Source organism: Mycolicibacterium sp. HS_4_1 (assembly GCF_054515875.1).
This window is the reverse complement of record NZ_CM137261.1, coordinates 3770826-3796716: the sequence shown is the minus strand read 5'-3', so window position 1 is coordinate 3796716 and position 25891 is coordinate 3770826. Positions and strand designations below refer to the sequence as shown.

Here is a 25891-nt window from a genome sequence, read left to right as displayed (position 1 = left end):
TGACCCCTGCTGAAGTGAACGTAGGACCCGAGGTTTCTCGGGTCCTACGTTCACTTCTGGGGGCTTGGGTACCCGCCGGTTACGGCAGGACCGGAGGCGTACCCCAGAAGTCGTTGAGAGGTGCGGCGTAGGCGTCGTTGTTGGTCAGCGGTGCCAAACCGAGCGAATCCTCGATGGTGCGCAGCAAGCTGTAGTGGTTGGCGTAGCTGGTGTCGGTGAAGTTGCCCGACCGCATTCCTGCGCTGACGGCGCCCGGCGATGGAATCGCCACGGTGACAACGCGATTACCGCCATTGCCGAAGCCGAGCGACAGATTGTCGGTGTCTTCGTCGAACGTGATGAAAATGGCCGACTTCTGAGTCGGGTCGTTCCACACCGCCGAATTCAGGATGGTCGGGACGGTCTGCTGCGCGAACTGGTCGGCCGCCTTCACGTTGTACTGGTGGTTGGTCAGCATGCTGCCGATGAAGTTGAGGTAACCGGCGGGGAAGTCGAGCGGCCCTTCACCGTTGTTGGCCTCGTTGGCCGCGAACCAGGCGAAGTTGGGTGCTGTGGCCGACGACGAGAGATCGGTCGCCATCTGGGTCAGCGGATGCAGATGGGCGTCGGCCCGAACCTGGTTGTTGTAGATGTCGCTGTACGCCAGGAACGGCAACTGGTCGGGCGCGTAGTCACTTGTCGACACGTACGGTCCGGCCGCGGACATGCCCTGCGCATATCCGGCCCATGTCTTGCCGGCGGCTTCGATTCTGTCGGCGAGGTTCGTGGCGTTGATGCAGTTGGTCGCGCAGTTGTAGCTGAGGCCGAAGTCTGAGCCGCCGAGGATCGGGTAGTAGTTCGGATCGCTCGGATGGGTCAGCGCGTAGTAGTCGGTAGCGACACCGTAGGTGTTGATCAAGCTGTTGAGGTACGGCGCATTGGGGCTGCCGACGATATCGCCATAGCCCTTGTTCTCCAGATAGACCATGAACACGTGATCCAGTGCGCCGACCGTGGACTTCGGCGGGGTGGGCGGCGGCGGTGCGGGCAGGGCCGCCCCGACGGTGAATGACAGGTTGTCGGCGAACGCGTTGTTGTAGCCGCCGGTGAATGGGTTCAAGTCCTGCAGCGTCACGGTCACCTGCGCAGAGCGCGTGCCGACGGGAACGGTGCCTTCGGTACTGCGTTCGAGCAGTCCGGTCTGGAACCAACGGTCGAGCGGGCCGACGGGCGCAAGGTTACCGACGCCCAGCTGGGTGCCGCTGGCATCGAGGAATCGGACATTCACCAATGCTTCTGATGGGTCGATCATCGCGCCGCCCAGGTACCCACTCAGTTTGAACGGCGTCGAGCCGGCGTCGATGCTCGACGCGGCGCCGCTCAGATCGACGGTCTGACTCAAGGTCGAGGTCGCGACATTCCCGCCGCCGAAGAACTGCGTGTCTCCAGGGGCAGCAGGGTCATTCGGGAAATTGAAGATGGCGGGCAGCGTCGGGCCGGGCGTCGAGAGCCCCAACGGGATCTGGCGCACGGTGCCGTACTTGATGACGGTCGGCGTGCCGGTGACGGTCCAGCCGGGAATGGACACCGTGCTGCCGCCGGACAGTGACGGGTCACCGAGCTCTGCGCCCGGGTTGGTCAGCAGGTTCGGGCTGGTTACGTTCCAGGCGGAAACCACATGTGGTGGAAGGAGATTCGTCTCGATCTGCTTGCGCACCCAGGCGAGCACGGTCCACAGCGCCGGTGAATTGGCGGGCACGTTCGACGGCAGGGCCGACACCAGGGGTTGCAGGGCGATGCCGATGAGTTGTTTTGCCGCACCTATGATTTGGCCGATCACGTTGGTCGCGGTCGGGGCGGACACGGTCGGGGTCACAACCGCCGCCAACGGGGTGGCCGTCGTCGTATGCACGAGCGATGCGGTGGCCGGCACGGCCGCCGTTGCAACGATCGACGGCGCGGGGGAGTGGTTGATCGTGGCAGCGGTGGGTTGCGGCTGACTGAGTTTCTTTGTGGTGCCGACGGATTCGTCGGTGCGTGTCGCGGTTGACGCCGTCGCGGTGACGCTCGCCGCGTGACGATTGAGATTCGCGTTACGGTGTCGGTCGGCTGTCTCGGTGCCCTTGTTGTCGCTGTTCTTGTTGTCGCCGCTCTTGTTGTCCTTGCCGCCCTTGTTGGACAGCGGTTTGGGATTGTGGACAGCAGGCGGCGTGGAGTCCTCCGTCGTCGAGGCCGGTGTGGCGTCGGGCTGTGTCGCTGTGGCCGGCGCGGGTGTGTGTTTAGGTGCAGGCTTCTGCGAGCCCGCCGTGTCCGTGGCGTGTGAGGTGTTGGTCGATGTCGATGTCGATGTCGACGACGATGTCGACGACGATGTGGACGACGATGTCGGCTCGGCGTAGGCGATACCCTGCGCTGTCGTCACCGATACGCCCACCCCGAGGAACACCGCCAGGGCCCCGACCCGACCGATATACCGTGCGCAACCCATGGCCATCCCTTCCGTCTGCCCGCCGCCAACGTCCGGCGGTAACGGTAGAGAGAATTGACGTAGGAGTTAGCATTTCCGCCTGAAATGAAGCTGGGAGTATGCGTACAGTTTCCGGTGATTTTGGTGATGACAACTCGTGGCGGTAGATAGATGCGGGCCGCCACCCCGTCGTCACGACGGAGCGGCGGCCGCTTCTTGGGGTGCTAGAGCCGAATGAACGTGCTGGTTCCCATGTCCCAAACGCCCCAGGCGCCCAGGTCAGGGTTCCAAACGACCTGCATACCGGTGGCCCATTCCGGCAGCGGTGGTGCCGGCGGAGTGCCCATGGGCGGTACCGCCGGAACCTGGACCCACGACGGCGTCGCGGTGAACGGAATGCGGTCCTGCGGCATCGGCCCACCGTGCCCCGGAGGCGGGAGGTAGCCCTGTCCCGGCGGAAGCGGGTTGCCCGGGGTCCCGGCGTTCACCCCAGGTCCGGTCATGCCGGGAACCGGCGGTGGTGGCGGCATCGGGGTATGCGAATCCGCCTGCGCGAGACCTGCGCCGACACCGAGTCCCGCCACGCCAAGCATGCTGGTTGCGATTGCGCGCGCTGCAGTCTTCTTCAAGGTCATGGGTTGAACTCCTTGCGTGTGCTCGTGTTGGAAGGAATCGCTCTTCCGCGCAGTCCCGCGGCAGAACAACTCCACGACCCCCGCACTCCAGATACCCGGGCGTGGGATCGCGAAACCACGCGACGAAGGAGTTATGGATTGAGTCGGCGGCGACGCGACGCCGGACTCCCGTGGTCGGACAGGTCGGGCCACGGTGGGCGGCGCAGGATGGCCAGGCAGCCGATCGCCGCGGTCACCAGGCCGGTCACGACACCGATCAGCGCGATGCGGTCGGCATCCACCGCCGGTACCCACGTTGTGCCGCCATCGCGAATGACGAACACGCCGAGCGGTTTTGCCGTGGTGCCGGTGCCGCCGCGGCCGATCTTGGCCACGGGAATGACGGTCGCTCCGTCGGGCGTGTGGTACGGCTCGGCGAATGCCCGGCCGGCCGCGTCGTCGGCGAACTGGTCGAGAAAAGCTTCCGGATTCTGCAACCTGGCCTCCGCGTGATCGAGCGTGTTGGTCGTCAGCGTAAGGCGATGGGCCCGCTATGCGCCAGGCCCGGCTGAGGCTGCGGCCGGCCTTCTCACCTGTTCAGTTGCCGGATATGTCCGCACAACACGGTGGCGAAGGCGCACCACAGGGGATAGAGCGCCAATGGTGCGGCCCGTCCACCGATGGCGTCGATGGCCCGTCGCGTCAGATCGGTGCTGCTCACCGTGAGCGCAGCGCTGACAGCGGTCGCGGCGCCGAATCGACGGCGGTTGAAGAACAACCAGGACCACGCGGCGTTGAGAGCGAGATTCAGCGCGAGTCCGTTCCGGTAGGCACGACGCTCGATGTCGCGGCCGGTTGCGCCCAATTCGTCGATCGCGGCTGCCGACACCACGGCGATGTTGGTGTAAAGAGCCGGCCAGACGACGGGAAATACCTGACGTGGCGGTTGATAAGCGGGCTTTCGTAGCTGCGCATACCAGTTCGACTGGACTGCGGGCGCTGTTGCCGCGCCGCTGAGTGCCGCTGTGGCTGTGGTCGCCACTCCCGCGATCAGCACGGTGGCGATTCGCATGGAAATCCTTCCTCCAGCACGGGAAAAGCTCGATGGCACCGACCAATTGGCGTGCACCCATGTTCGATGCTGCGACACAACGGTGTATCACCACCGTTTTCGCGGCGTGCGCACTACGCTTGCGGTTCTGCCGGCTCCAGTGCGCGTCAAACCCTGGGGAATTCATATGGATTCCGTACTGCGCCGATATGAATGTGGCGCCGAGAACGGAGTCGGGAATGCGCACAACCTGGTCGATTGCCTTGTTCGGTGAATGAAAGTGACATTTCCCGAGCATGCTCGGTGCATTGTAAATTACTGTATGACAACGTATTTGGTGACAACGGCATGAAACCTGAAAGTAGCTAAACAGCCCGCGAAATAGTGCCTCGGTGTGCGATGTTGCCGAAATTAGACAATTCACCCCACCCGCTGAAATGGGTTAGTGTCGGCAACCGTCAGTAGTTCCACAATCTAGGAGATGTGCGAATGTCAAAGCAGCACAAGACACGTCACCGTGCGGGGGTCGCTTTAGTTGCGATCGCGCTGATGGGTGCGGGCGCGGGATTCAGCGCAGCCGCAGCCGGCGCGCAGCCGCCCCCACCGCCCGGGCCGGGCATCCTGCCGCCCGGACCCGGTTTGCCGCCTCCCGGCGGGCCCGGTCTCGCGCCGCCGGGGCCGGGGATTCCGCCGCCCCCGGGTGGACCGTTGCTGCCGCCTCCGCCATTCTGATCCCGCGTAGCAACTCGACCGCCCGGCTCGTAGCCCGGTTACCGATGACGCGGAACGGGATACAGCCGGGTGGTCGGCCCGTCTCCGCGCCTCGGGTCAACCTTGACTCCCGACTGCCCGATATCGCCGAAGTGCTTCGGCACGCTCGTCGCCGTGGTGAACGATCGGTGCCGGGTAACCGGGTGGACGAGTCCCGGAGGCGAGGTGGACATCTGCGACGTCCGCCAACTCAGGAACCCAGCGACGGATGTAGGCGCCTGTGGGATCGAACTTCTTTCCCTGCGCAGTGGGGTTGAACACCCGAAAGTACGGGGCGGCGTCAGTTCCGCAGCCGGCGGACCATTGCCAGCCGTGCTGATTGTTGGCGATGTCACCGTCGACCAGCTGGGCCATGAACCAGCGGGCGCCCCACTGCCACGGCACGTGTAGGTCTTTGACGAGGAACGACGCGGTGACCATCCGCAGCCGGTTGGGCATGAAACCGGTCTGGCTCAGCTGCCGCATTCCGGCATCGATGAACGGGAATCCCGTCAGGCCCTGCTTCCACGCCTCGAACAGTCGTACCGCCGCGGCGTCGGTGTCCGTTTCGATCGCGTCGAAATCGCGGTTCCAGTTGTGCCACGCGCTATCCGGCCAGTGGTACAGCACCGCAGCGTAGAAATCACGAAAAGCCAACTGCCGCAGATACGCGACGTGGCTGCTTTGGCCGAGGTCGAGATCGTCGACCATGGTGCGGGGATGGATCGTGCCGAACTTCAAATGCGCCGACAGTGCGCTGGTTCCGTCGGCGGCGGGACGGTCTCGTTGATCGGCGTAGTCCGTCAATCCGTCGGCGACGAATCTCCTCCACTGCTGCATGGCCGACGCCTCGCCGGCGGTGAAGCAGAGCGGCACACCAGGATCCGGAATGTGGGCCGGCTGACTCGCCGCTGCGCGCAACTCGCCCGGATCGATCCACTGCGCCGAATGCACTCCGGTTGGGGCTGGCCGGCGCCATCCATGATCGCGCCATCGCAGGAAGAACGGGGTGAACACCCGATAAGGCGTGTCGTCGTCTTTCATGACCCGGCCGGGTGAGACCAGGTACGCGGAGCCCGTGGACACCAGCGGTACGTTGCCCAACGCGTCCTGCACGCATTCATCGCGGCGACGGCCGAACGGAGTGAAGTCCGCTGACACGTGAACTGCGGACGCGTTGATCTCATCGGCGATCAACGGAATTCGCTCCCCCGGACGTCCACGAGTGACCAGCAACCGGCCGGACAGATCCGCGTGCAACTGCCGCAGGGAGTCTCCGAGGAATTGCAGGCGCCGGGCACTCGAGGAGGCTTCGAGCCGAGGATCGAGAACGAAGCAGGCGAGTACATCACGGTCTTGGCCGACCGCTGCCGACAGCGCGGGTAGATCGCTCAACCGGAGGTCTCGGCGGAACCAGAGCAGGGATGGCACAAGTACATACTTGCCGACCACGGGGCCGCAACGCCAGGCCGTGATCGAAGGCTCGGAAACATGGCCCGCTTGCTCGACGCCGACCCTGGGGAATTCGTATGGGTTCTGTATTGCGCCGATATGAATATGGCGGCGGCGGGACTGTTGATGGGCCTTCTCGATGCCAATTCCCATCGGCCTCAAACGCCGTTGAGTTGATCGACGGCCAGCTGAAATATGCTGTAGCACAACATGGTCAAGCGGGTCGATGACGCAAGACCACTCGTCACGAGGGGAAGTTCGAGCGCATTTTCTGGCGCTGTGTCAGCAAACTCGACAGTTCAGCGCACCGAACCACCCTGGGATATGGTCTGCGGCTGTCGGGTTGTTCCGCAACGAGGAGATGGTGCGCATGATCATGCAGCGCAAGACGCGTCGTCGGGCCGGGGTGGCACTGGCAGCTGTTGGGTTGATAAGCGCGGGTGCGGGTTTGGGTGCGGCTGTCGCGGCCATCTTGATCCAGCAGGCCACTGACCCGACCGCCGAGTTTGCGGCCAGGTCCTCGTCCGAGCGGGCCAGGTCGCAGCCGGGCGATTGACGGGTCTGGTCAACCGCCCAGCACGTTCCTTCGTTCTTTCGCTATCTGACAACTGTATTCGGCAGTACCGGCCTAGGTGCCGTGGTGCTGTGGCGAGGTCAGGTCGTAGTAGGTCGCCCCGTCGACGGTGTCGGCAGTGAAGTTCTGCTTCACCCAGTCGGCGATCTTGGCACCCTCGGTCTCAGTCTTGTCCGCCTTGCCCTGCCGCCCGGGCACGTCGGGCATCCCAGGTCCACCAGGGCCCCGCGACACGATGAAGTAGTGGATCTGACCGTCGGCGACGTACTTCTGGAACTGTGCAAGTGTCGGCGAGGGGTCACTGCCGATGAATCCGCCGATCGGCATCACCGGCTCGCCCGAGGCCAACTGGTAGTTCGCCGCTTCGTTGGATCCGTTGGTGGCCGCTGCCCAGGTGTATTCACCGGCATCGGCCTGCAGCAGCTGGGCCAGATGCGTGCTGGGCGCCTTGTCGAATCCCGGAGGCGGTCCGGGGAGATGCGCACCGGCCACCTGCGGCCCGGCGGTCACGACGCCACCGTTGTGCGACGTGGTTACGGTTTGCACGCAGTACGCGAGCGGGCCGGCCAATGCGGCGACGAGGGCGAGCGCGGCGGCCAAGGATCCGAATCGGGCACCACGTAGCCGATCCAGCACCAGCAGCACCGCCGCGGCGATACCGACAGCCAGTACGGACCAACGCAACCAGGGCACGAAATCCGGTGTGCGGTTCAGCAATACCCACGACCATCCGGCGGTGATCGCGGCCGTTGCCGCCAGGGTCAGCGAAGCCCAGATGGTCGAACGACGGTGCCACAGCTGGGTCGCACCGCTGCCGACCAGCGCGGCGACGGCCGGCGACAGTGCCATCGTGTAGTAATCGTGGTACAGGCCCGACATGAAGCTGAATACACCGCCCGTGCCGAGCAGCCAACCTCCCCAAACCAGATACTGAGCACGTCGCGGATCGGTGCGGGCAGCCTTGCCGCACAAGATGATTCCCGCGACTAGAAAGATCAGTGCGGCGGGCAGCAGCCACGAGATCTGGGTCCCGGACTCGCCGGTGAACAGACGGAGGATGCTCGGATCTGAGCCGAACGGGAACCCGCCGTGCTTGCCGCCGGGGGGCGTGGCCAGGCCCGGTGGCGGCTCGGGGAAACCGCCATGACTGCCACTGAGCCGGGACATGCCGTTGTACCCGAACGTCAGGTTCAAGAAGCTGTTGTCCGTCGACCCGCCGATGTAGGGCCGGTCGGCCGCTGGGATGAGCTCCACCAGCGCGACCCACCATCCACCTGCCACCACCATCGACACCAGTGCTGCGACCAATTGCAGCATCCGCGTGCGCAGCCGCGACGGGCCTACGGCCACATAGGTCAGCGCCAAACCCGGAACCGCCAGCATGACCTGCAATTGCTTTGTCAGAAAACCGAATCCGATGAGCGCGCCGCACAGCACCAACCACCGGGTGCGGCCGTCCTCTACCGCCCGCATCAGGGCACCGACGGCACCGATCATCAGCAGCACCAGCAGAGCGTCCGGATTGTCGTACCGGAACATCAGCGTGGCCACGGGTGTCAAAGCCATTGTGCCACCGGCGATCAGACCCGCGACTGGGCCGAATTGCCGTCGTACGATCACGTACAACAGCGCGACCGAGGCGACGCCTATCACGACTTGCGGGACAAGTATCGACCAGGTGTTGACGCCGAATATTCTGGCGCTCAACTCCATTGGCCACAGCGATGCGGGCGGCTTGTCCACTGTGATGGAATTGGCGGCGTCCGACGAGCCGAACAGCACCGCCTTCCAGCTCTGGGTGCCGGCTTGTACCGCAGCGGCGTAGAACGCGTTGGCCCAACCCATCCGGCCCAGTGTGACGGTCCAGAACGCGGCGGTGGCCACCAGCAGCGCCACGAGAGCGGGTCGCGCCCACCGCGGGTCGGTCACTGTGGACCGCGAATGAGCGGTCTGGGGCAGCCGTGCAGGGTGCAAGGTCGGATTCTGCAACATGCTCGCATCTTCTGCGACTTAGCTGGGTGGTCCGTTGGTTGACTCTGGGGCGCGGCTATGACTATGCGTCGCGTGCCGGCAGCGTCACTGTGAATGCAGTTCCATTCGGGCTGCTGTCGACTGCGATCGCGCCGCGATGGGCCTTGGCGACGGCTTGCGCGATGGCCAGACCCAGGCCGGTGCTGCCCGCAGTGCGCGATCGGGATTCGTCTCCGCGCGCGAAGCGCTCGAAGATCTCCGGCAGCACATCGGCTGGGATGCCGGGTCCGTTGTCGGACACCGTCAACGAGATGGAACCGTCAGCGGCATCGGTGAGCGCAGTGACCACCGTGGTGCCGGCAGGGGTATGGACTCGGGCGTTCGACAGCAGATTGGTCAGTACCTGCTGCAACCGTGGGCGGTCGCCGATGACGATCACCGGATGATCCGGCAGGTCCAAGGCCCACCGATGTTCGGGACCGGCCATGTGGGCGTCGCTCACGGCGTCGATCACCATCTGGGACAGGTCGACTTCGTCGTACGCCAAGGGCCGACCGGCGTCGAGCCGGGCCAGCAGCAGCATGTCCTCAACCAGTTGACCCATCCGCCGGGACTCGGCATGCACCCGCGTCAGCGCATAGACCAGGTCGTTGCGCAGCCCATCGGCCGCGTCATCGGGTATCCCGGTGACCAACCGACGGGCCACCTCGGTGTACCCCTGGATCGAGGCCAGTGGTGTGCGCAGCTCGTGGCTCGCATCGGCGACGAACTGCCGTACCCTAGTCTCGCTTGCGTGGCGGGTGGCGAGCCCGTCGGCCACACGGTCGACCATGCTGTTGAGCGCGGTGCCCAACCGGCCGACCTCGGTATGGGCGGTGTCGGCGTCCACAGGCTCGATCTGCGACGGAAGTTGCACGTCACCTTCGTGCAGCGGCAGGCCGGCAACATATTGCGCGGCGTCGGACATCCGTGACAACGGGACGAGTTCGCGGCGAATCATCACAGTCCCCGCGGCAATCGCCGCCGCCAGAGCCAGCGTGGAGAACCCACCGATCATCCAGGTGACGGATCGCAGAGTCTGTTTCACTCCAGCCAGCGGCAGACCAGACACCACGACCTCGTTGTGGGACGGCTGCGCGACGAGCCGGTACGGACCCAGGCCGTCCAGGTCGACGCTGACGGTGCGTCCCTGGGGAATTCGTTCCAGCTGTGTCAATGCCGCCGAGGTGACCGGTCGGCGGTCGCCGCTGGTCAAGATGACCGCCGCGTGGCTCTGCCCGGGCTGCGAGATGATCGCGCCCACGGTGCCCGCCGATTGGCCGGGCCCATCGAGGAACATCGGCCCGGGACCGGAGAATCGCAGGAATGGCGGAGGCCCGAACTCAAAGAACGTCATCGACCGGGATTGGGCATCGAAAACCTGGTTGTCGAGTTGGCCGATGAGGAAGTGCCGCAACGCAATCAGAGTGCCGGCGCCAACAGCGACGCACAGCCCCGCGCCGAGCGCCGACACCACCACGATCAGGCGGCACCGCAACGTCCAGGTGCGCGGTGCATACTTCCGGCCACGTCGCGACCGCGGCGGAGGGGCCGCTACCACGACGTCACTGCGGTTTGAGGACATAGCCGACTCCGCGGACCGTGTGGATCATGGGTGCGCGGTCGGCATCGATCTTCTTGCGTAAGTACGAGATATACAGCTCCACCACGTTTGAGCGGCCTTCGAAATCGTAGTCCCATACGGCGTGCAGGATCTGGGTCTTGGTGAGCACCCGCCGAGGGTTGTTCATCATCAGCCGAAGCACCTCGAATTCGGTCGCAGTCAAGGTGATTTCGGTGCCCGCTCTGGTGACTTCACGGCTGTCTTCGTCCAGTACCAGATCGCCGACGACCAGTTGCGCACTGTCGGCTGAAACGCCGACGCCGGTCCGGCGAATCAGGGCCCGCATCCGCAGCACCATTTCCTCGACATTGAACGGCTTGGTGACGTAATCGTCTCCGCCCGCTGACAATCCGGCGATGCGGTCTTCGATGGTGTCTTTGGCAGTGAGCAGCAGTACTGGTAATTCGGGGCGGATCCGGTGCAATTCGTGGAGCACATCGAGCCCACTCATGTCAGGCAACATGATGTCGAGCACCACGATGTCGGGCTTCTCTGCGGCGGCCTTCTTGATGGCCGACGCACCGTCGCGCGCAGCCGTGACCTGCCAGCCCTCGTACCGCAACACCATGGCTATCAGGTCGCCGAGCGCCGGTTCGTCGTCAACCACGAGGACCTCGATGCGGCTACCGTCGTGGCGAGTCATCGGGGCCGGAGCTGCAGGGCCGGCGGCTTGTGGCCGGCGGGCCGCCTCGTGGGCGTCTGGTGCGTATCGCATCGCGACATTGTTGCCAATCGGGTTAGCGACGATCTGTGGTTGGCCTATGGATAACCTATGATCGACGCGTTGCCCCTGGTGAGCGCTCTATTTGCGGCGCGATTCCGGGCGTTTTGGGCGTGCCGACCGAATTGGGCGCCGACCGTCAAGAGCTGCCACTACGGTACGAACATGGTGGATTTCGCCCTGCGTTCCTGTGGACTCCGCGGTCATGCAACGTTCGCCCCCGACGAACCGGAGCTGGCTGCTCGCTTGCACGTGCAGACGCCGGTCGGCGAGGCGTGGCGGTGCCTGCGGTGCGAGACCTTCGTGGTCGGTCCGCCGCGAGGGAAGGGACCGGCGGAGTCAGCGCCTGAAGTTCCCCGCGGCCGGCTGTTGCGCGATCGCGTGCTGATGCGTGTGCTGGCCGTGGAGCGGGTCTTCCGATTCCTGTTGCTGGCGCTGATGTCATATGGCGTGTTCCGGGTGCGCGCGGCGCGGGTCCATCTGCAGGACATGTTCGAGAAGGACCTGCCACTGCTGCGGCCACTGGCCGACCAGATCGGCTGGAACCTCGACAGCTCCAAGATCGTCCGCCACATCAACGACGCCTTCACCATGTCGAGTAGCACGTTGTTGCTGATCGCGATCGGCATTGCCGTGTATGCGCTGATCGAATTGGTGGAAGCCGTCGGGTTGTGGGGGATGTGGCGCTGGGGCGAGTATTTCGCGGTGGTCGCCACCAGCGTCTTCCTGCCGCTGGAGATCTACGAGCTGACCGAGAAGGTCACCGCGTTGCGGTTGGCGATGCTGCTGGTGAACATCATTGCGGTGCTCTGGTTGTTGTGGAGCAAGCGGCTGTTCGGTCTCAACGGTGGTGGCGCGGCCTATCGGCGGGATCACGAGACCGAGAGTCTGATGAGCGTTGAGCGGGCGGGCCTGGCGACCGCCACGTCGTGAGGCCGCCGGCCTGAGCTAGCCGGCGAAGCGCTCCCGGAGTTGTTCGCGCAGTACCTGTTTGGCGATCTTACCGTTGGTCGTGAGAGGTAGTGCGTCGACGAACAGGACATGACGGGGCCGTTTGAAGGCCGCGATGTGCTCGCGTACGTGCGCGACGAGGGCCTCGGCGTCGGGTCGGCTGTTGGCGGTGGGCACGACGACCGCGCAGATCGCCTCGCCCCAGTACGGATCGGGAACCCCAACAACCGCAACCTGATCCACGTCGGGATGCGACGACAGCACGTCTTCGACTTCCCGGGAGGACACATTTTCGCCGCCGGTGATGATGATGTCCTTCAGCCGGTCGGATACCACGAGCCGACCATCGTCGTCGAGGTATCCGACGTCGCCCGTGTGCAGCCAGCCCTCGTCGGTCGTAGCCGTGTCGGGCCAATACCGGACGGCCACTTGGTCTCCGCGAACCAGGATTTCGCCGTTCGGGGCAATCCGGAGCTGCACGTCGGCGTGCGGACGGCCGGCCGTCGCGAGCACGGCAGTGCCACCCGCTGCGCCGGCACGATGATCGTCGGGACCGAGAAATGTGACGTTGCCACCGGTTTCGGTCATCCCATAGCCCTGGTGGAAGCCGACGTCGAGGCGGTCGAGGGCACGCCGAAGCAGGCCGGCCGGGATGGCCGACGAGCCGTAGGCGATATCCCGCAATGACGGCAGGTCAGTGCCGGTCTCGTCGAGATGGGCCAGCAGGCTGTGCAGCATGGTCGGGGCCAGGGAACACGATGTCACCTGGTACCGGTTCACTGCGGCGGCGAAGGCATCCGGCCGGAAGGCAGCCACCGGCAACACTGTCGATTGTGCGGCGTGGTGCACCAGCATGTTGTACCCGGCGATGTGGCACATGGGGAATGGCAGAAGATAGACGCCGCCGGAACGGACCGACCTGCCGACGATGCTGCCCCGCACCGCCGCGGCGATCGAACGATGCGTGTGCACAACACCTTTCGGTATCCCTGTCGACCCGCTGGTGAAGAGCAGCCAGACCGGGTCGTCCACGTCCGGCTCAGCGGGCAGCGGCGACCCCGTCGATTGCGTTGCCGCAGCCCATTGGTCGTCGTCGAACGAGATCGCGTCAGGCCGGTTCAGCGAATTCAGGTAGCGGGCATCGCCCAGGACCAGGGTGGGTGACGCTGCGGCCAGTTGCGCGACATGTTCGTCGGCGCTGAGCCGTTGATTGATCAGCACGAGGATGCATCCGGCGCGAGGCGCCGCGTAGTAGAGCGTCGCGTAGTCGGAGCTGTTGTCGGCGATCACCGCGACGCGGTCGCCGCGGGTGGTTCGGGATGCGATCCAGCCGGCAGCCGCCGTGATCGATCGGTCGAATTGCGCGAACGTCGTGACGGTGCCGTCTTCGGCGATGACAGCCGGGCGGTCGGGCACGACGGCAGCGGCGTCGGCCACGATCTGATGGAGCAATTCACCCTGCCCCACAACGCCTCCCGGGTCTCGGCCTGAACGTCCGCATCACGCTACCAGGCTCGGAGGCCGGATACTTCTCCGTCCCAATGGTTTTGGCTGGAAGGTCTTCAGTCGGCATGTGCCGCGAGGATGATTTCTCTGGTCCGGCCGCGGTACGACTTCGACTTGGGCGCGCCGAGCGGCTAGTGTCCGCGGAATGGCCTCATTGACAGACGATGTCGCCCGACTGCTCGAAGTGCGGTCGGGCCGTGTCATCGTCGGTCTGACCGGGCCGCCGGGCGTCGGCAAGTCGACGGCGGCGGCGTTGCTCGTCGATGAATTCAATTCCGCCCAGTGCGATTTCGCTGCCCTGCTGCCGATGGACGGATTCCATCTCTCCAATGCACAGCTGGCGCGGCTCGGTCGTAAAGGTCGTAAAGGTGCCCCGGATACGTTCGATGCGGCCGGCTTTTTGGTATCGCTGACGCGGGTGCGGGACGCCTACCAGGCCGCTGATGTCTATGTGCCACGGTTCGATCGGACGCTCGAAGAGTCCATCGCCGCCGGCCTGGTGGTGCCGGCATCGGCTCGGTTGGTGGTCACGGAGGGCAATTACCTTGCGCTGCCCGCCAACGGCTTCACCGGTGTGCGCGAGTTGATCGAACGGCTGTACTACCTCAGGGGCGCGGACGACGTGCGGCGGAAACGGCTGCTCGCGCGCCATATCGCCGGAGGGCGGAGCCTGATCGCCGCCGAGCGCTGGGTACGCGCGGTCGACGAACCGAACGCGCAGCTGATCGCCGGTACCGAGGAGCGATGTGATCGCACCTGGGAGATGGGTGACGGCGAGCGGCCGTGATCGTGACCGCTACCTGGACCCGTGCAGCGATTGTGCCGTCTCCGCGGTCCGGCGGCGGTAACTCGAGGGTGATTGCCCGCTGAACTGGGTGAAGCAGCGGGTGAACGCGCTGAGGCTCTCGAACCCGACCGCGGTGGCCGTGGCTTGCACCGACTGTTCCGGTTCTGTCAGCAACGCCATCGCCCGGAGCATCCGGGCGTTGAGAAGATAAGTCCGCCAAGATAATCCGATGGACTCCTGGAACATCCGGCGCAGCGACCGCTGCGATACCGACACCGCCCGGCTCACCTGCTCGGCCGTTGCCGATGCCAGATGTTCTTTTGTGTAAGCCATTGCCGCGGCAACGATCGGGTGTTCCGACGTCGGCAGGCTCAGCGGCGCTTCGTGGTCCAACGCTTCGGCCACCAGATGCGCGAGGGTGCGAAAGAAGCCGTCCGAGACGGCGTCGCCGTGGGGCCGGTTGATGGGCCACCGCAACGCGTAGATCATCATCTCGCGGATCAGCGGTGACACAGCGATGATGCGTGCCCGGTCCGACCGGTCGGCGATCAGGCCGGGATCGAACATCACGGCAACGGTCTTGACGTCCGGGTTCATCACCGCCTGATGGGGCAGACCCGCAGGTATCCAGGCGGCCTGTTGCGGCGGCAGCAGATAGTGGGCGACATCGGTTTCCACCTCGACCAGGCCGTGCAGGGCGTATTCGATCTGGTGCACCTCGTGGGAGTGCCAGCCGGTGATCAGCGCGTCGCCCTCGTAGAGGTAGCTGCCGCCGAGCGCGCGCCCGCCGCGGCGCAGCTCGATCACCGGCCGCTCGGGCAACTTGGCCGTTTGGGACAAACCTCTGTCCGAAAGTGCAGAGACGGTCACGCGTCTAGACGGTACTACTGAGGTGCGCAGGCGCGGACGTGAGGAGCAAATGTGAATACTGACGACCTGATTCTGGTGAGCATCGATGACCATGTCGTGGAGCCTCCCGACATGTTCGTCAACCATGTCCCGGACAAGTACAAGCCCGAGGCGCCGATCGTCGTCACCGACGACAAGGGCGTCGACCAGTGGATGTATCAGGGCCGTCCCCAAGGGGTGAGCGGGCTCAACGCCGTGGTGTCGTGGCCGGCCGAGGAGTGGGGCCGCGATCCCGCCGGCTTCGCCGAAATGCGCCCTGGCGTGTACGACGTCCACGAGCGGGTGCGCGACATGAACCGGAACGGCATCCTCGCCTCGATGTGCTTCCCGACTTTTACCGGTTTCTCGGCCCGACACCTCAACATGCACCGCGAAGAGGCCACCCTGGTGATGGTCTCGGCCTACAACGACTGGCACATCGATGAATGGGCAGGTTCGTACCCGGACCGGTTCATCCCTATCGCAATCCTGCCGACGTGGAATCCCGAGGCGATGTGCCGTGAGATCCGCCGGGTGGCCGCCAAGGGCTGCCGGGCTGTCACGATGCCAGAGCTGCCGCACCTGGAAGGGCTGCCAAGCTATTTCGACGAGGACTACTGGGGCCCGGTGTTCCGGACGTTGTCCGAGCAGAACGTGGTGATGTGTCTGCACATCGGCACCGGCTTCGGTGCCATCTCGATGGCCAAGGACGCGCCGATCGACAACCTGATCATCCTGGCCACGCAGGTGTCGGCGATGTGCGCCCAGGACTTGTTGTGGGGCCCGGCGATGCGTAACTATCCGGACCTGAAATTCGCGTTCTCCGAAGGGGGTATCGGCTGGATCCCGTTCTATCTCGATCGCAGCGACCGGCACTACACCAACCAGAAATGGCTGCGCCGCGACTTCGGGGACAAGCTACCCAGCGACGTCTTCCGCGAGCACTCGCTGGCCTGCTACGTCACCGACAAGACGTCGCTGAAGCTGCGCCACGAGATCGGTATCGACATCATCGCCTGGGAGTGCGACTACCCGCACTCGGACTGCTTCTGGCCCGACGCCCCCGAGCAGGTTCTCGCGGAGTTGAACGCCGCCGGCGCTTCGGATTCCGACATCAACAAGATCACCTGGGAGAACTCCTGCCGGTTCTTCGGCTGGGATCCGTTCAAGCTGACACCGAAGGACCAGGCGACGGCGGGCGCCTTGCGGGCCAAGGGTGCTGATGTCGACGTGTCGATCCGGCCGCGCGCCGAGTGGGCAAAGCTGTACGCGCAGAAGCAGATGACCCTCACCTGATCCGGCCGGGGCCGGACCGGGCGAGAGCAATTCTGCGTACTGGTCGGCGCCGAACTCAGCCGCGGGTCAGTTCGGCGTACCGGGCCACGTGGTGGTCGGTCGAACCGTATTCGTACTGTACGGCGGTGAGCCGCTTGAAGTAATGGCCGATGGCGAGCTCTTCGGTCATGCCCATGCCGCCGTGCAGCTGCACCGCGTTCTGACCGATGAACCGCGCTGCACGGCCGATGGTCGCCTTGGCCGCGGACACCGAACGGGCCCGGGTGTGCGCGTCGGAGTCCAGGTTGAGTACGGCCAGATAGACTGCGGACACGGACTGCTCGAGCTCCATGTGCATGTCGACCATACGATGCTGCAGGGCCTGGAAACTCCCGATGGGCTGGCCGAACTGCTGACGCTGTTTGGCGTATTCGACGGTGTCGGCCAATACCTTTCGCATGTTGCCGACGGCCTCTGCGCACACGGCGGCAGCGCCTTCGTCACGGGCCTGGGCGAGCGACGGCCAGGCCTGGCCGTCGGCTCCGAGCAATGCGTCGGCCGGCAGTCGGAGTCCGCGTAGCTCCAGATCGGCTGCCCGACGATCGTCGACCGTGCGGTAGCCGTGGAGGACCAGTCCCTCACGGGGCTCGGAGATGTCGACCAGGAACAGCGAGATGCCATTGTCCGTCCGGGCGGTGATCAGCAGGTGGGTCGCCACCGGTGCGTTCACGGCCATGATCTTCTCGCCGGTGAGCACCCAGGCGTCGCCGTCGCGTACGGCGACCGTCTGGACATCCTGCCACCGGTCGCCGCTGTGGGTCTCGGCTGCGCCGAGTGCGACAACCGCTGTGCCGCCGGCGATTTCCTCCAGGATCGGACCCGCGGCGGCACTACCTGAACGCAGCAGCAGGCCGGCGGCGACCACCGCGGTATCCACGTACGGTTCGATGACCAGCGCATGGCCCAGCGCTTCGGCGATCAGCATGACCTCGACCGGGCCACCGCCGATGCCGCCGACGTCCTCCGGCAGTGCGGCGCCGAGAATGCCGAGCTCCTCGGCGAACGACCGCCAGATATCGGGCTGCCAGCCTGGACCGGATTTGGCTGCCGCCCGGCTGGTTTCCAGGTCATAACGGCTGGACAGGAACTTGGACAGGCCGTCCCGGAGAAGTTCCTGTTCCGCGGAGAAGGTGAAGTCCATCTACAGCCCCAGTTCTGCTTTGGCGAGGATATTGCGCTGAATCTCGTTGCTGCCGGCGTATATCGACCCAGCACGGTCGTTGAAGTACCGCAGCGGCGCGACCGCTTGCCACGGCTCGCCGCTGACGTAACCGTCTGGGGGAGGCGTGAATTCGGCCACCGGCCCGCCGGGGCGGGTGGCGTGCGGTTGGTACGCGCGGCCGCGGGGTCCGGCAGCTTCCATGGCCAGTTCGGTCAAGGTCTGGCTCAACTCGGTGGAGAGCACCTTCAGCATCGACGATGCTGCGCCTGGATGTCCGCCTCCGGCCAGCGCGGCCAACACGCGGTATTCGAGGATTTCGAGCACCTCGGTGCGGATGCGGGCGTCGGCCAGCTTGCGGGAGAACGCGGCGTCGTCGGCCAGCAGGCCACCGTCGGGGCCGGGCGCGTGCGCCGCCGCGGTGGCGATCTCGTCAGCCAGCACCTGCAGACCCGGGGCCGCGGCACCGCCGCCGCGTTCGAACTCGAGCAGATACTTCGCGACGGTCCAGCCGTCGTCGATCTGACCGATGACGTTGCTCTTGGGAACCCGGACCTCGTCGAAGAACACCTGGTTCTGGACCTCCTCGCCGGACGTCATCACCAGCGGGCGGATCTCGATGCCCGGCGTGCTCATGTCGATCAGCACGAAGGTGATGCCCTGCTGCTTCTTGCCAGTGCGGGTGGTGCGCACCAGCGCGAACATCCAGTTGGCCTCGGTGGCGTGCGTGGTCCAGATCTTGCTGCCGGTGCATACCAGGTCGTCGCCATCGGAAACGGCAGCCATGGTCAGGGCGGCCAGGTCGGATCCGGCTTCGGGCTCGGAGTAGCCCTGGCAGAAGAAGACCTCGCCGGTCAGGATGCGGGGCAGAAAGTAGTCCTTCTGTTCCGTCGTGCCGAACCGGACGATCGCGTGGGCCACCATCCGGATGCCCATCGGGGACAGCGACGGCGCTCCGGCCAGGATCGATTCCCGGCTGAAGATGTAGTGCTGGGTCAGGCTCCAATCGCAGCCGCCGTGTTCGACCGGCCAGGCCGGCGCCGCCCAGCCGCGCCCGTGCAGGATGCGCTGCCAGGCCAGGCTCGCGTCGTGATCGCTGTAGACGCTGGTCATCAGACGCCCGGCTTCCTGAAGCTCCGGGGTCAGGTTCTCCTGCAGAAACGTGCGTACTTCATCACGGAATGCCAGATCGCTGGCCGACCAGTTGAGGTCCATGCAGACTCCTTTGTCGCTTGGGCTGATGGCAGCCTAGCAACAAAGAAGTGAACTTAGTTAGCGATGTGGGGTCAGGTGGTGGTGGTGGTGGTGGTGGTGGTGGTGGTGGTGGTGGTGGTGCTGGTGGTGGTGGGCTCCACTGCGTTCGTCTGTCGCGCGGATGCGGCGACCATGAAGGCGAGATGGCGGTCGAGCGATTCCTCGGTCACGATCGCCGGCATCAGCACCCGCCACTGCGTGGTGAATCGGTCCCGCAGGTCGTCGCCGTCGGACGCGGCGCTGGACATCAATTCCGCGCCGAGGATCCAGGCCACCAGGGTGTTGGCGACATCGGCGGGATCCGCGCCGGGGCGCAGGTCGCCGCTTGTTTCGGCCCGCTTGATGTCGGAGGTGAACTGGTCGACGAAGTTGACGTAACTGTGTCGTGCCGTCGGATTGAACCCCGCGAACGTGCGCAGCAGTTTGGTACCCGCTTGGGCGGTCCGGTTGGTCGCCAGCAGATCGCTGGTGATGAACGTGCCGACGATCAGCGACTCCATCGCGCTGTGCTCGGAGTCTCGCGCCGCCTGGAAAACGTTGTGCAGCAGAACCATTGCCTCTTCGATGATGACAGTGGCCAGTGCTTCTTTGGAGTCGAAGTGGTAGTAGAGCGCGCCCTTGGTCAGTTCGGCGCGTTCGATGATGTCAGCCAATCCGGCGGCGGGATAACCGATCTCGTTGATCAAATCGACGGCTGAGTAAATGATTTTGCGTCGGGTCACTTCGGATCGCGGCTGGCGCCCCATTCGTCGATATACCTTCCGTCAGCGCGCGTTCAGTGGCTAGCCCCCCAGATCATCCTAAGGGTGCCATAGCGTTGGCCGTCGGTGGTGTCGTTCATTCCGAGAGTATGTAAAGTAGCCAAACGGCGAAATCGATCCCTGGCTGTCGGATTGTTGCAGTTCGCTGCCGCTTAACTCAGGGAATTCAGGTTGGATTGGGACGCAGAAGTTGACGTGCTGTGCGTCGGCGCCGGTATCGGTGGCCTGGCGACAGCCATTGCCGCGGTCGACGCCGCCGCAGATGTGATGGTTGCCGGCGCGCTGCATGCCGACGATGGGCGCTGGGTTCGCGGCGACGAAGTGCGCTGTGCCACTTTGGGCGCTGTCCTCGATGCGCGGATCGAGGAGTTCGGGGTGCCACGGGGACCCGCCGACGACGCGCACGAGCCGGAATCCGAGGAGGCCGGCAAGCCGGGCGAGTCCAGATCGGGCGAGGCACAAACGATTGAGCCGCTCGATGCCACCGCCGTCTATTTCGCGGCGGTGACCGCCGAAGTAGACGCCGAGGGGAGCCAGGAACCATCGAGCGATTGGTCGGCGCCGACTCGCACCGTGCGCGAGCTGACGGAGTCCGAAACTCACACCCGGGGCATCGAGACGTTCTTCGGTGCCGGCCTCCTCGACTGGGCCCGGGTGTGTCTGGGTTCCGCCACCGGTGCGCTCTACAGCACGGTCCGCGGCTGGACTGCCGAGACGGTGCGCGACTCGTCCGACAAGACGTTGCGGATCTCTTCACTCGGCACCATCGACTGGCACGCCGGTGGCCTCGGCGAAATGTTCGACTGGTTGGCGGCCGCCGCCGCCGAACGTGACATCGCGGTCAGCCCGGCCAGCACACTTCGTTCGCTCCTCTTCGAGGACCGTCGAATCATCGGTGCGGAACTGGACACGCCCGATGGGTTGTACTTCGTTCGCGCCCGTCACGGTGTGGTGATTTCGCCCGATTTCGGTGATGTGGGCGCACCGGCTGGGGACGGCGGCCCGCCCGCCGGGACGTTCGAGGTCTGCATCGTGGGCAGCCCCGCCAGCAGGTTCGCCCGAGTGGAACTTGTTGCACGGTAGCGTTGTTCGGCGTCACATCTCGCTGGTGAACCGGACCGGAACGCGGCCTTTGCGATACAGCGTCGCCATCTGATCGCTCGGTAGCGGCCGCGACAGCAGGAACCCCTGCGCCCGGTGGCAGCCATGGCGCAGCAGTGTCGTTGCGGCGGCCTTGGTTTCGACACCCTCGGCGACGATCTGCAGGCCGAATGAGTCGGCCAGCGCGATGATCGCCCGGACGATCGCCAGATCGCCGGGGTTGGAGCCGAGGTCGGTGACGAAGCTGCGATCGATCTTGAGGATGTCGACCGGCAGCGACTTGAGGTGGGACAGCACGCTGTATCCGGTGCCGAAGTCGTCGATCGCCAACCGCACTCCGGTTTTCCGGAGGTCGGCCAGGGTTGCGCGGGACGATTCGCTGTCCTGGACGACGACGTTCTCGGTGATCTCCAAGCACACCGAACCGCGGTCGAGACCGAATTCGTCGAGGATGTCGGCCACGGACTCGGCGAAGCCATCGGTGACCAGTTGCACGGGGGAGACGTTGACGCGCAGTTCGAAATCGTCGCGATCATCGGAGTCGCCGGTGGCGGCTTTGTGCGCCTGGAAGTCCGCACGCCATCGCGCGAATTCGCGACAGGCGGTGCGTAGCACCCAGCGGCCCAATTCGCCTGCCAGATTGATCGATTCGGCGATACCGATGAAGGCGGCCGGGGGGAGCAGCCCGCGCGTGGGGTGGTCCCACCGTACGAGCGCTTCGGTGGCGAGCAGCTTGCCGGTGCGCATGTCGATCTCGGGCAGGTAGTTGAGCAGCAGCGCACCGTTCTCGATGACGTCCTGCAGATGCAACTCGATGTCGTTGCGGTAGGCCGTTTCCAGGGACATCGCGTTGGTGAACACCGCGACGCGGTCCCCGCCGGCAGACTTCGCGCTCAGGACAGCCTGGTCGGCCCGGCGCAGCAGGTCGGAAGAACTGTCGGAGCCCGGAATGCCGGAGGCGACGCCGACACTCACTGCCCGCGTGAGCCGTTCACCGTCGATCCACACCCGGCGCCGCAACGAATCCTGGAGCCGATAGGCGAGAGCCTCGGCCTTGCTCGCGGATATCGGTTCAGCCGGGACGACGACGAATTCGTCACCGCCGAGGCGGGCGATCACCGTCTTGGTGTCGACCCCCTCGGTGAGGCGCTGGGCGAACACGCGGATGAACGAATCGCCGGCGCTGTGCCCCAAGTAGTCATTGATGGCCTTGAGCCGATCGAGGTCGAAGAAGAGGGCGGTCACCGGGCCGGGCTGTTCCGGCTGCAACCGGGCATCGAGGTGGGCGATGAGGGCGCGCCGGTTGCTCAGTCCGGTGAGGTCGTCGTGTTCGGCCAGGTATCGAAGCTGCTCCTCGGCGTGCACCCGAGACTGCGCCTGGGTCAACAGCGAAGCGATGGCCTGCAGCGCATTGATCTCATCGGTGAGCCAGTCACGGTTGCCGTACTTGACGAAGCCCAGCGCGCCGGTGGTGCGCTCGCCCGACACCAAAGGCGTTGCTGCCAGTGATATCTGGGGGATGTTGCGGTCCGCCTCGATGCGGCGCTGGTAGTCGTCGGGCTCCGAGTCGGGGTGCACGATCAGCGGTGTCTTGCGATTTTCGGTTTCCGCGAAAACCGGGTCGGCGTCGGCGAAGTACACGACGCGCAGGGGATCGGGGTCCGGAATCTCCGGTCGCAGTGGCCATTCCGCCACGAGAATCGAGGCACCGATCTCATGATCGTTGCGGCGGAGGAAGCTTACGTCGACCCCGAAGTAGTCGACGAGGATCTCCAGGACGTCCGTGTACACCTTGGTGTAGTTGGTGGAGTCCGCCGCCATCAGCCGCGTCGCAACCTCTGTCACCACGCGATCCAGTGAAGGGGGAGACTCGTCGATGGACATGAGACGACCAGCTTAACCCGCGCTGTCCTCAAAGGCTGTGCTCCTGCGGCTCGATGCCGAAGCCGGTGGCGCATCCGATATTCGGAGCGTGAGCACCATGGACTCGTCAGGCCCTTTGCTGGTCAATGCGTTGAATGTGCTCTGTAGTCGGGATCGAGGATAGAGATGCAGTTGGCGTCCAAAGCTGCCATCAACCGGCGACCAGCCCGGTTGATATCGCGTCGATCTCGCGTAGCGCCTTTGTAATCTGCTCAGGCTGAGAATGATTGACCATGGTCCTTCGATCCCACCACATCATCTTGGTGCGGTAGCGCTCGTCCGGGTATGGCGTGGCCGGAATGGGTGCCACCACGCCACCGCCGGATTTCCACAACTCCAGGACGTGCTGGGCTGCCGTGGCCATCACGAACTGCACGCCCATGACACTGGTCGCGTGGTAGGCGGTGCGGGCCAGGAGATTGGTGATGGCGTGCTGGCTCGCGCGGTTGTCGGACACCCAGGCGGTCTTCATCTCCGTGACGCCGAAGGGCACCCTGTCGTTGATCATCTTGCGCACCATGGCCAACCCAGGCCAACCGTCCCACTCGACCACGGCATGGGAGTCGTCGGCGCAGCTGAGTGGGGCTTTGGCGCGCAGTCCGCCGACCATGTTGCCCCGGCGGTCCAGGACCGTCCAGAAGAGCGCGGTGTCGGCACCGTCGCGGATCGCGGCAGCGTCGACCACCGCTTCGACGCCGTGCCGGCGATAACTGTGCTGAGCCGCATCGAGGTAGCGGTTCCAGAGTTCGGGGTCGGTATCGGGTTGCGACAGCACCACGCTGCAATCGGTGTCGGCGTCGGACCACGCGATGTTTTCGGCAAAGCGAATATCGACGTTCGATTTGTATTCGACATACTCCACCGACATCGTTGCCCCATTCGTTTCCGGCAGTCACTGCAACGTCAGTTGGCAGTCGGTTGCGGTAAACGCATCTCGCGCGGACTGCATTCCCTAATTCAGTATCGGGGTTGTCGGGGTCCAGCACCCAGCTAGTGGTGAAACGTTGTCTGTCGACCTTCGGGGTACCGAAGAATTGGCCAAAACAAGTGTGCTGCTGAGATGGACCTTGGCAATCCCGGATATCTCTATATTTGCAGGTTAACCGAGACAGTGCGCGAAGAGGGCGAACTTTGAGCAGCTAAGTACGAGCCAGCGGCCAAAAATCTGTGCATTGTGCCGCCCTGGCGGACGCGCTAGAAGTATTAGCGGTGCGGCCCGGGAAGCGGCCGAGCACGAGAGGAGTAAGCGTGAAGGTCTTCGACAATCTGTCCGAGTTCGTCGCAGCAGCAGGTAGTCAGCTTGGGCCGACGGAGTGGATGGAAATCACCCAGGACCGGGTGAATCTGTTCGCCGAAGCCACCGACGACCACCAGTGGATTCACGTCGATCCTGAGCGCGCCACCACGGGCCCGTTCGGCGGCACAATTGCTCATGGTTTGCTGACGCTTTCCCTGCTACCGCATTTCATGCACCAGTTGTATCGCGTGGACAACGTCGCATTGGCGATCAATTACGGTTATAACAAGGTCCGGTTCATCACACCGGTCAAGGTCGGAGCAAATGTGCGCGCAGGTGCCGTCATTTCGAAAGTCGATGAGCTCGATGGTGCGGTTCAAGCGACCATGACGGTGACGGTCGAGATTGAAGGATCGGAAAAGCCGGCTGCGGTGGTCGAGTCGATCGTGCGAATCATCGGATGATTGCTGGACGGGCCGCTGATTTCGGGGCTGCCAGCTCCGGTCAGCGGCCCGAGGCTGCGCGCTGGGCGGCCTTCACCAGTCCGCCGCCGATGATGAGACGCTGAATCTCGCTGGTGCCCTCGTACAGGCGGAGCAGGCGGACGTCGCGGTAGATCCGTTCGACGGGCACGTCGCGCATGTAGCCGCTGCCGCCGTGCACCTGGACGGCCAGGTCGGCGACCTTGCCGACCATCTCGGTGCAGAACAGCTTGGCGGCGGACGGCGCGATGCGGCGGTCCGTGCCGCTGACCCACAGCTGTGCCGCGTCGCGGACGAGGGCCCGGCCGGCCATGACGCCGGTCTGCATATCGGCCAGCATGGCCTGCACCAGCTGGAATTCGCCGATCGCGGTGCCGCCCTGGGTGGCGGTCGCGGCATACGCGACCGACTCGTCGAGGGCGCGTTGTGCCGCCCCCACCGCCACCGCGGCGATGTGCACACGCCCTCGGGCCAGCGAGGTCAGCGCGGCACGGTAACCGATGTCCTCGTTGCCGCCGATGAGAGCATCGGGACCGACGCGGACGTCGTCGAACGTGATGTCGGAGGTCCAGGCTCCTTCCTGGCCCATCTTCGCGTCTTTGGGCCCGACCACGACGCCGGGCGCGTCGGCGGGTACCAGGAAGACGGCGATGCCGGGTCCCTCGGCGTCGGCGGGCCGGGTTCGGGCGAACACGACGAAGAGGTTCGCGGTAGGAGCGTTCGTGATGAATCGCTTGTGGCCGCTGATGATCCAGCCGTCCCGCTCGCGGACGGCCTTGGTGCGCAAACCTGCGGGGTTGGAGCCGGCACCCGACTCGGTCAGCGCGAAGGACGCGACGCAGTCGCCACTGGCGATCGGCTCCAGCCAGCGCTGCTTCTGCGTGTCGGTGCCGAACCCGACGAGCACCTGCCCGGCAATACCGTTGTTGGTGCCGAACATCGAGCGCACGGCCAGGGTGGTGTAGCCCAGTTCCATTGCCATCTCGACGTCCTGGACGAGGTTCAGTCCCAGGCCGCCCCATTCCTGGGGGATCGCGTAGCCGAACAGCCCCATGTCCTTGGCCTGCTCGCGGACGTCGTCGGGCACGCGGTTGTCGTTCATGATCTCCAGCTCGCGCGGCACCACCGCGGTGCGGACGAACCGGCGGGTCGCGTCGAGGATGTCGCGGAAATCCTGCTCACTGACTGACTGGGTGGCGGTGGGCGCACCGGTGGGTTCGGCCATGTCGGGGGTCTCCTTGCGCAACACGAGCGTGAGTCTGGTT

General features: G+C 65.0%; 21 protein-coding genes. 5 read left to right on the top strand and 16 right to left on the bottom strand.

What is annotated here, in order from left to right; translation table 11 throughout:
- Window positions 1-79: 79 nt before the first annotated feature.
- The 8 genes from ACX12F_RS18225 to ACX12F_RS18190 form a co-directional block, all read right to left on the bottom strand.
- A complete protein-coding gene (locus ACX12F_RS18225) occupies window positions 80-2467 on the bottom strand; it encodes an alkaline phosphatase family protein (protein WP_459365904.1) in 2388 nt (795 codons plus the stop codon).
- 203 nt (window positions 2468-2670) lie between these two features.
- Complete coding sequence (locus tag ACX12F_RS18220; RefSeq protein ID WP_459365903.1) at window positions 2671-3081, bottom strand: hypothetical protein; 411 nt, start codon at window positions 3079-3081, stop codon at window positions 2671-2673.
- Between the two features lie 131 nt (window positions 3082-3212).
- Window positions 3213-3557 (bottom strand): hypothetical protein, encoded by a 345-nt coding sequence (locus ACX12F_RS18215; RefSeq protein ID WP_459365902.1) that lies wholly within the window; start codon window positions 3555-3557, stop codon window positions 3213-3215.
- Between the two features lie 92 nt (window positions 3558-3649).
- Window positions 3650-4132, bottom strand: a complete 483-nt coding sequence (locus tag ACX12F_RS18210; RefSeq protein ID WP_459365901.1) for a TspO/MBR family protein — start codon at window positions 4130-4132, stop codon at window positions 3650-3652.
- Between the two features lie 807 nt (window positions 4133-4939).
- Window positions 4940-6292 carry a cryptochrome/photolyase family protein gene (locus ACX12F_RS18205; protein ID WP_459365900.1) on the bottom strand — a complete coding sequence of 451 codons (1353 nt, stop codon included), beginning with the start codon at window positions 6290-6292 and terminating at the stop codon, window positions 4940-4942.
- A gap of 649 nt (window positions 6293-6941) precedes the next feature.
- Window positions 6942-8879, bottom strand: a complete 1938-nt coding sequence (locus tag ACX12F_RS18200) for an ArnT family glycosyltransferase (protein ID WP_459365899.1) — start codon at window positions 8877-8879, stop codon at window positions 6942-6944.
- 61 nt (window positions 8880-8940) lie between these two features.
- Window positions 8941-10482 carry a sensor histidine kinase gene (locus ACX12F_RS18195; protein ID WP_459365898.1) on the bottom strand — a complete coding sequence of 514 codons (1542 nt, stop codon included), beginning with the start codon at window positions 10480-10482 and terminating at the stop codon, window positions 8941-8943.
- Window positions 10463-11164, bottom strand: a complete 702-nt coding sequence (locus ACX12F_RS18190) for a response regulator transcription factor (RefSeq protein ID WP_459370415.1) — start codon at window positions 11162-11164, stop codon at window positions 10463-10465. Before ACX12F_RS18190 ends, ACX12F_RS18195 begins: the two co-directional genes overlap by 20 nt.
- Window positions 11165-11407: 243 nt before the next feature.
- Here ACX12F_RS18190 and ACX12F_RS18185 point away from each other — a divergent pair, with 243 nt between their 5' ends.
- A complete protein-coding gene (locus tag ACX12F_RS18185; RefSeq protein WP_459365897.1) occupies window positions 11408-12175 on the top strand; it encodes a DUF2127 domain-containing protein in 768 nt (255 codons plus the stop codon).
- Between the two features lie 15 nt (window positions 12176-12190).
- On the opposite strand, the gene ACX12F_RS18180 is transcribed toward ACX12F_RS18185, so the two are convergent.
- Complete coding sequence (locus ACX12F_RS18180) at window positions 12191-13660, bottom strand: AMP-binding protein (RefSeq protein WP_459365896.1); 1470 nt, start codon at window positions 13658-13660, stop codon at window positions 12191-12193.
- 184 nt (window positions 13661-13844) lie between these two features.
- On the opposite strand from ACX12F_RS18180, the gene ACX12F_RS18175 reads away from it, so the two are divergent.
- Window positions 13845-14486: a nucleoside/nucleotide kinase family protein gene (locus ACX12F_RS18175; RefSeq protein WP_459365895.1), complete on the top strand. Its 642-nt coding sequence runs from the start codon at window positions 13845-13847 to the stop codon at window positions 14484-14486.
- Window positions 14487-14495: 9 nt separating this feature from the next.
- Here ACX12F_RS18175 and ACX12F_RS18170 read toward each other — a convergent pair whose 3' ends face one another.
- A complete protein-coding gene (locus tag ACX12F_RS18170; protein WP_459365894.1) occupies window positions 14496-15356 on the bottom strand; it encodes an AraC family transcriptional regulator in 861 nt (286 codons plus the stop codon).
- Between the two features lie 51 nt (window positions 15357-15407).
- On the opposite strand from ACX12F_RS18170, the gene ACX12F_RS18165 reads away from it, so the two are divergent.
- Window positions 15408-16670 carry an amidohydrolase family protein gene (locus ACX12F_RS18165; RefSeq protein ID WP_459365893.1) on the top strand — a complete coding sequence of 421 codons (1263 nt, stop codon included), beginning with the start codon at window positions 15408-15410 and terminating at the stop codon, window positions 16668-16670.
- Between the two features lie 55 nt (window positions 16671-16725).
- Here the strand turns inward: ACX12F_RS18165 and ACX12F_RS18160 are convergent, their stop codons facing one another.
- From ACX12F_RS18160 to ACX12F_RS18150, 3 genes are all read right to left on the bottom strand, one after another.
- A complete protein-coding gene (locus ACX12F_RS18160) occupies window positions 16726-17850 on the bottom strand; it encodes an acyl-CoA dehydrogenase family protein (RefSeq protein WP_459365892.1) in 1125 nt (374 codons plus the stop codon).
- Window positions 17851-19083, bottom strand: a complete 1233-nt coding sequence (locus tag ACX12F_RS18155) for an acyl-CoA dehydrogenase family protein (RefSeq protein ID WP_459365891.1) — start codon at window positions 19081-19083, stop codon at window positions 17851-17853.
- A gap of 71 nt (window positions 19084-19154) precedes the next feature.
- Window positions 19155-19844, bottom strand: coding sequence for a TetR family transcriptional regulator (locus tag ACX12F_RS18150; RefSeq protein ID WP_459365890.1), 690 nt, complete (start codon window positions 19842-19844; stop codon window positions 19155-19157).
- Window positions 19845-20054: 210 nt separating this feature from the next.
- Here ACX12F_RS18150 and ACX12F_RS18145 point away from each other — a divergent pair, with 210 nt between their 5' ends.
- On the top strand, window positions 20055-20966 hold the full coding sequence (locus tag ACX12F_RS18145) for a hypothetical protein (protein WP_459365889.1): 912 nt from the start codon (window positions 20055-20057) through the stop codon (window positions 20964-20966).
- A gap of 12 nt (window positions 20967-20978) precedes the next feature.
- Here ACX12F_RS18145 and ACX12F_RS18140 read toward each other — a convergent pair whose 3' ends face one another.
- Window positions 20979-22868, bottom strand: a complete 1890-nt coding sequence (locus ACX12F_RS18140) for a putative bifunctional diguanylate cyclase/phosphodiesterase (RefSeq protein WP_459365888.1) — start codon at window positions 22866-22868, stop codon at window positions 20979-20981.
- A gap of 190 nt (window positions 22869-23058) precedes the next feature.
- Window positions 23059-23775 (bottom strand): hypothetical protein, encoded by a 717-nt coding sequence (locus ACX12F_RS18135; RefSeq protein ID WP_459365887.1) that lies wholly within the window; start codon window positions 23773-23775, stop codon window positions 23059-23061.
- A gap of 380 nt (window positions 23776-24155) precedes the next feature.
- Here ACX12F_RS18135 and ACX12F_RS18130 point away from each other — a divergent pair, with 380 nt between their 5' ends.
- Window positions 24156-24608, top strand: coding sequence for a MaoC family dehydratase (locus ACX12F_RS18130; RefSeq protein ID WP_459365886.1), 453 nt, complete (start codon window positions 24156-24158; stop codon window positions 24606-24608).
- A 40-nt stretch (window positions 24609-24648) separates the two neighbouring features.
- Here the strand turns inward: ACX12F_RS18130 and ACX12F_RS18125 are convergent, their stop codons facing one another.
- Window positions 24649-25851 (bottom strand): acyl-CoA dehydrogenase family protein, encoded by a 1203-nt coding sequence (locus ACX12F_RS18125; protein WP_459370414.1) that lies wholly within the window; start codon window positions 25849-25851, stop codon window positions 24649-24651.
- Window positions 25852-25891 lie beyond the last annotated feature (40 nt).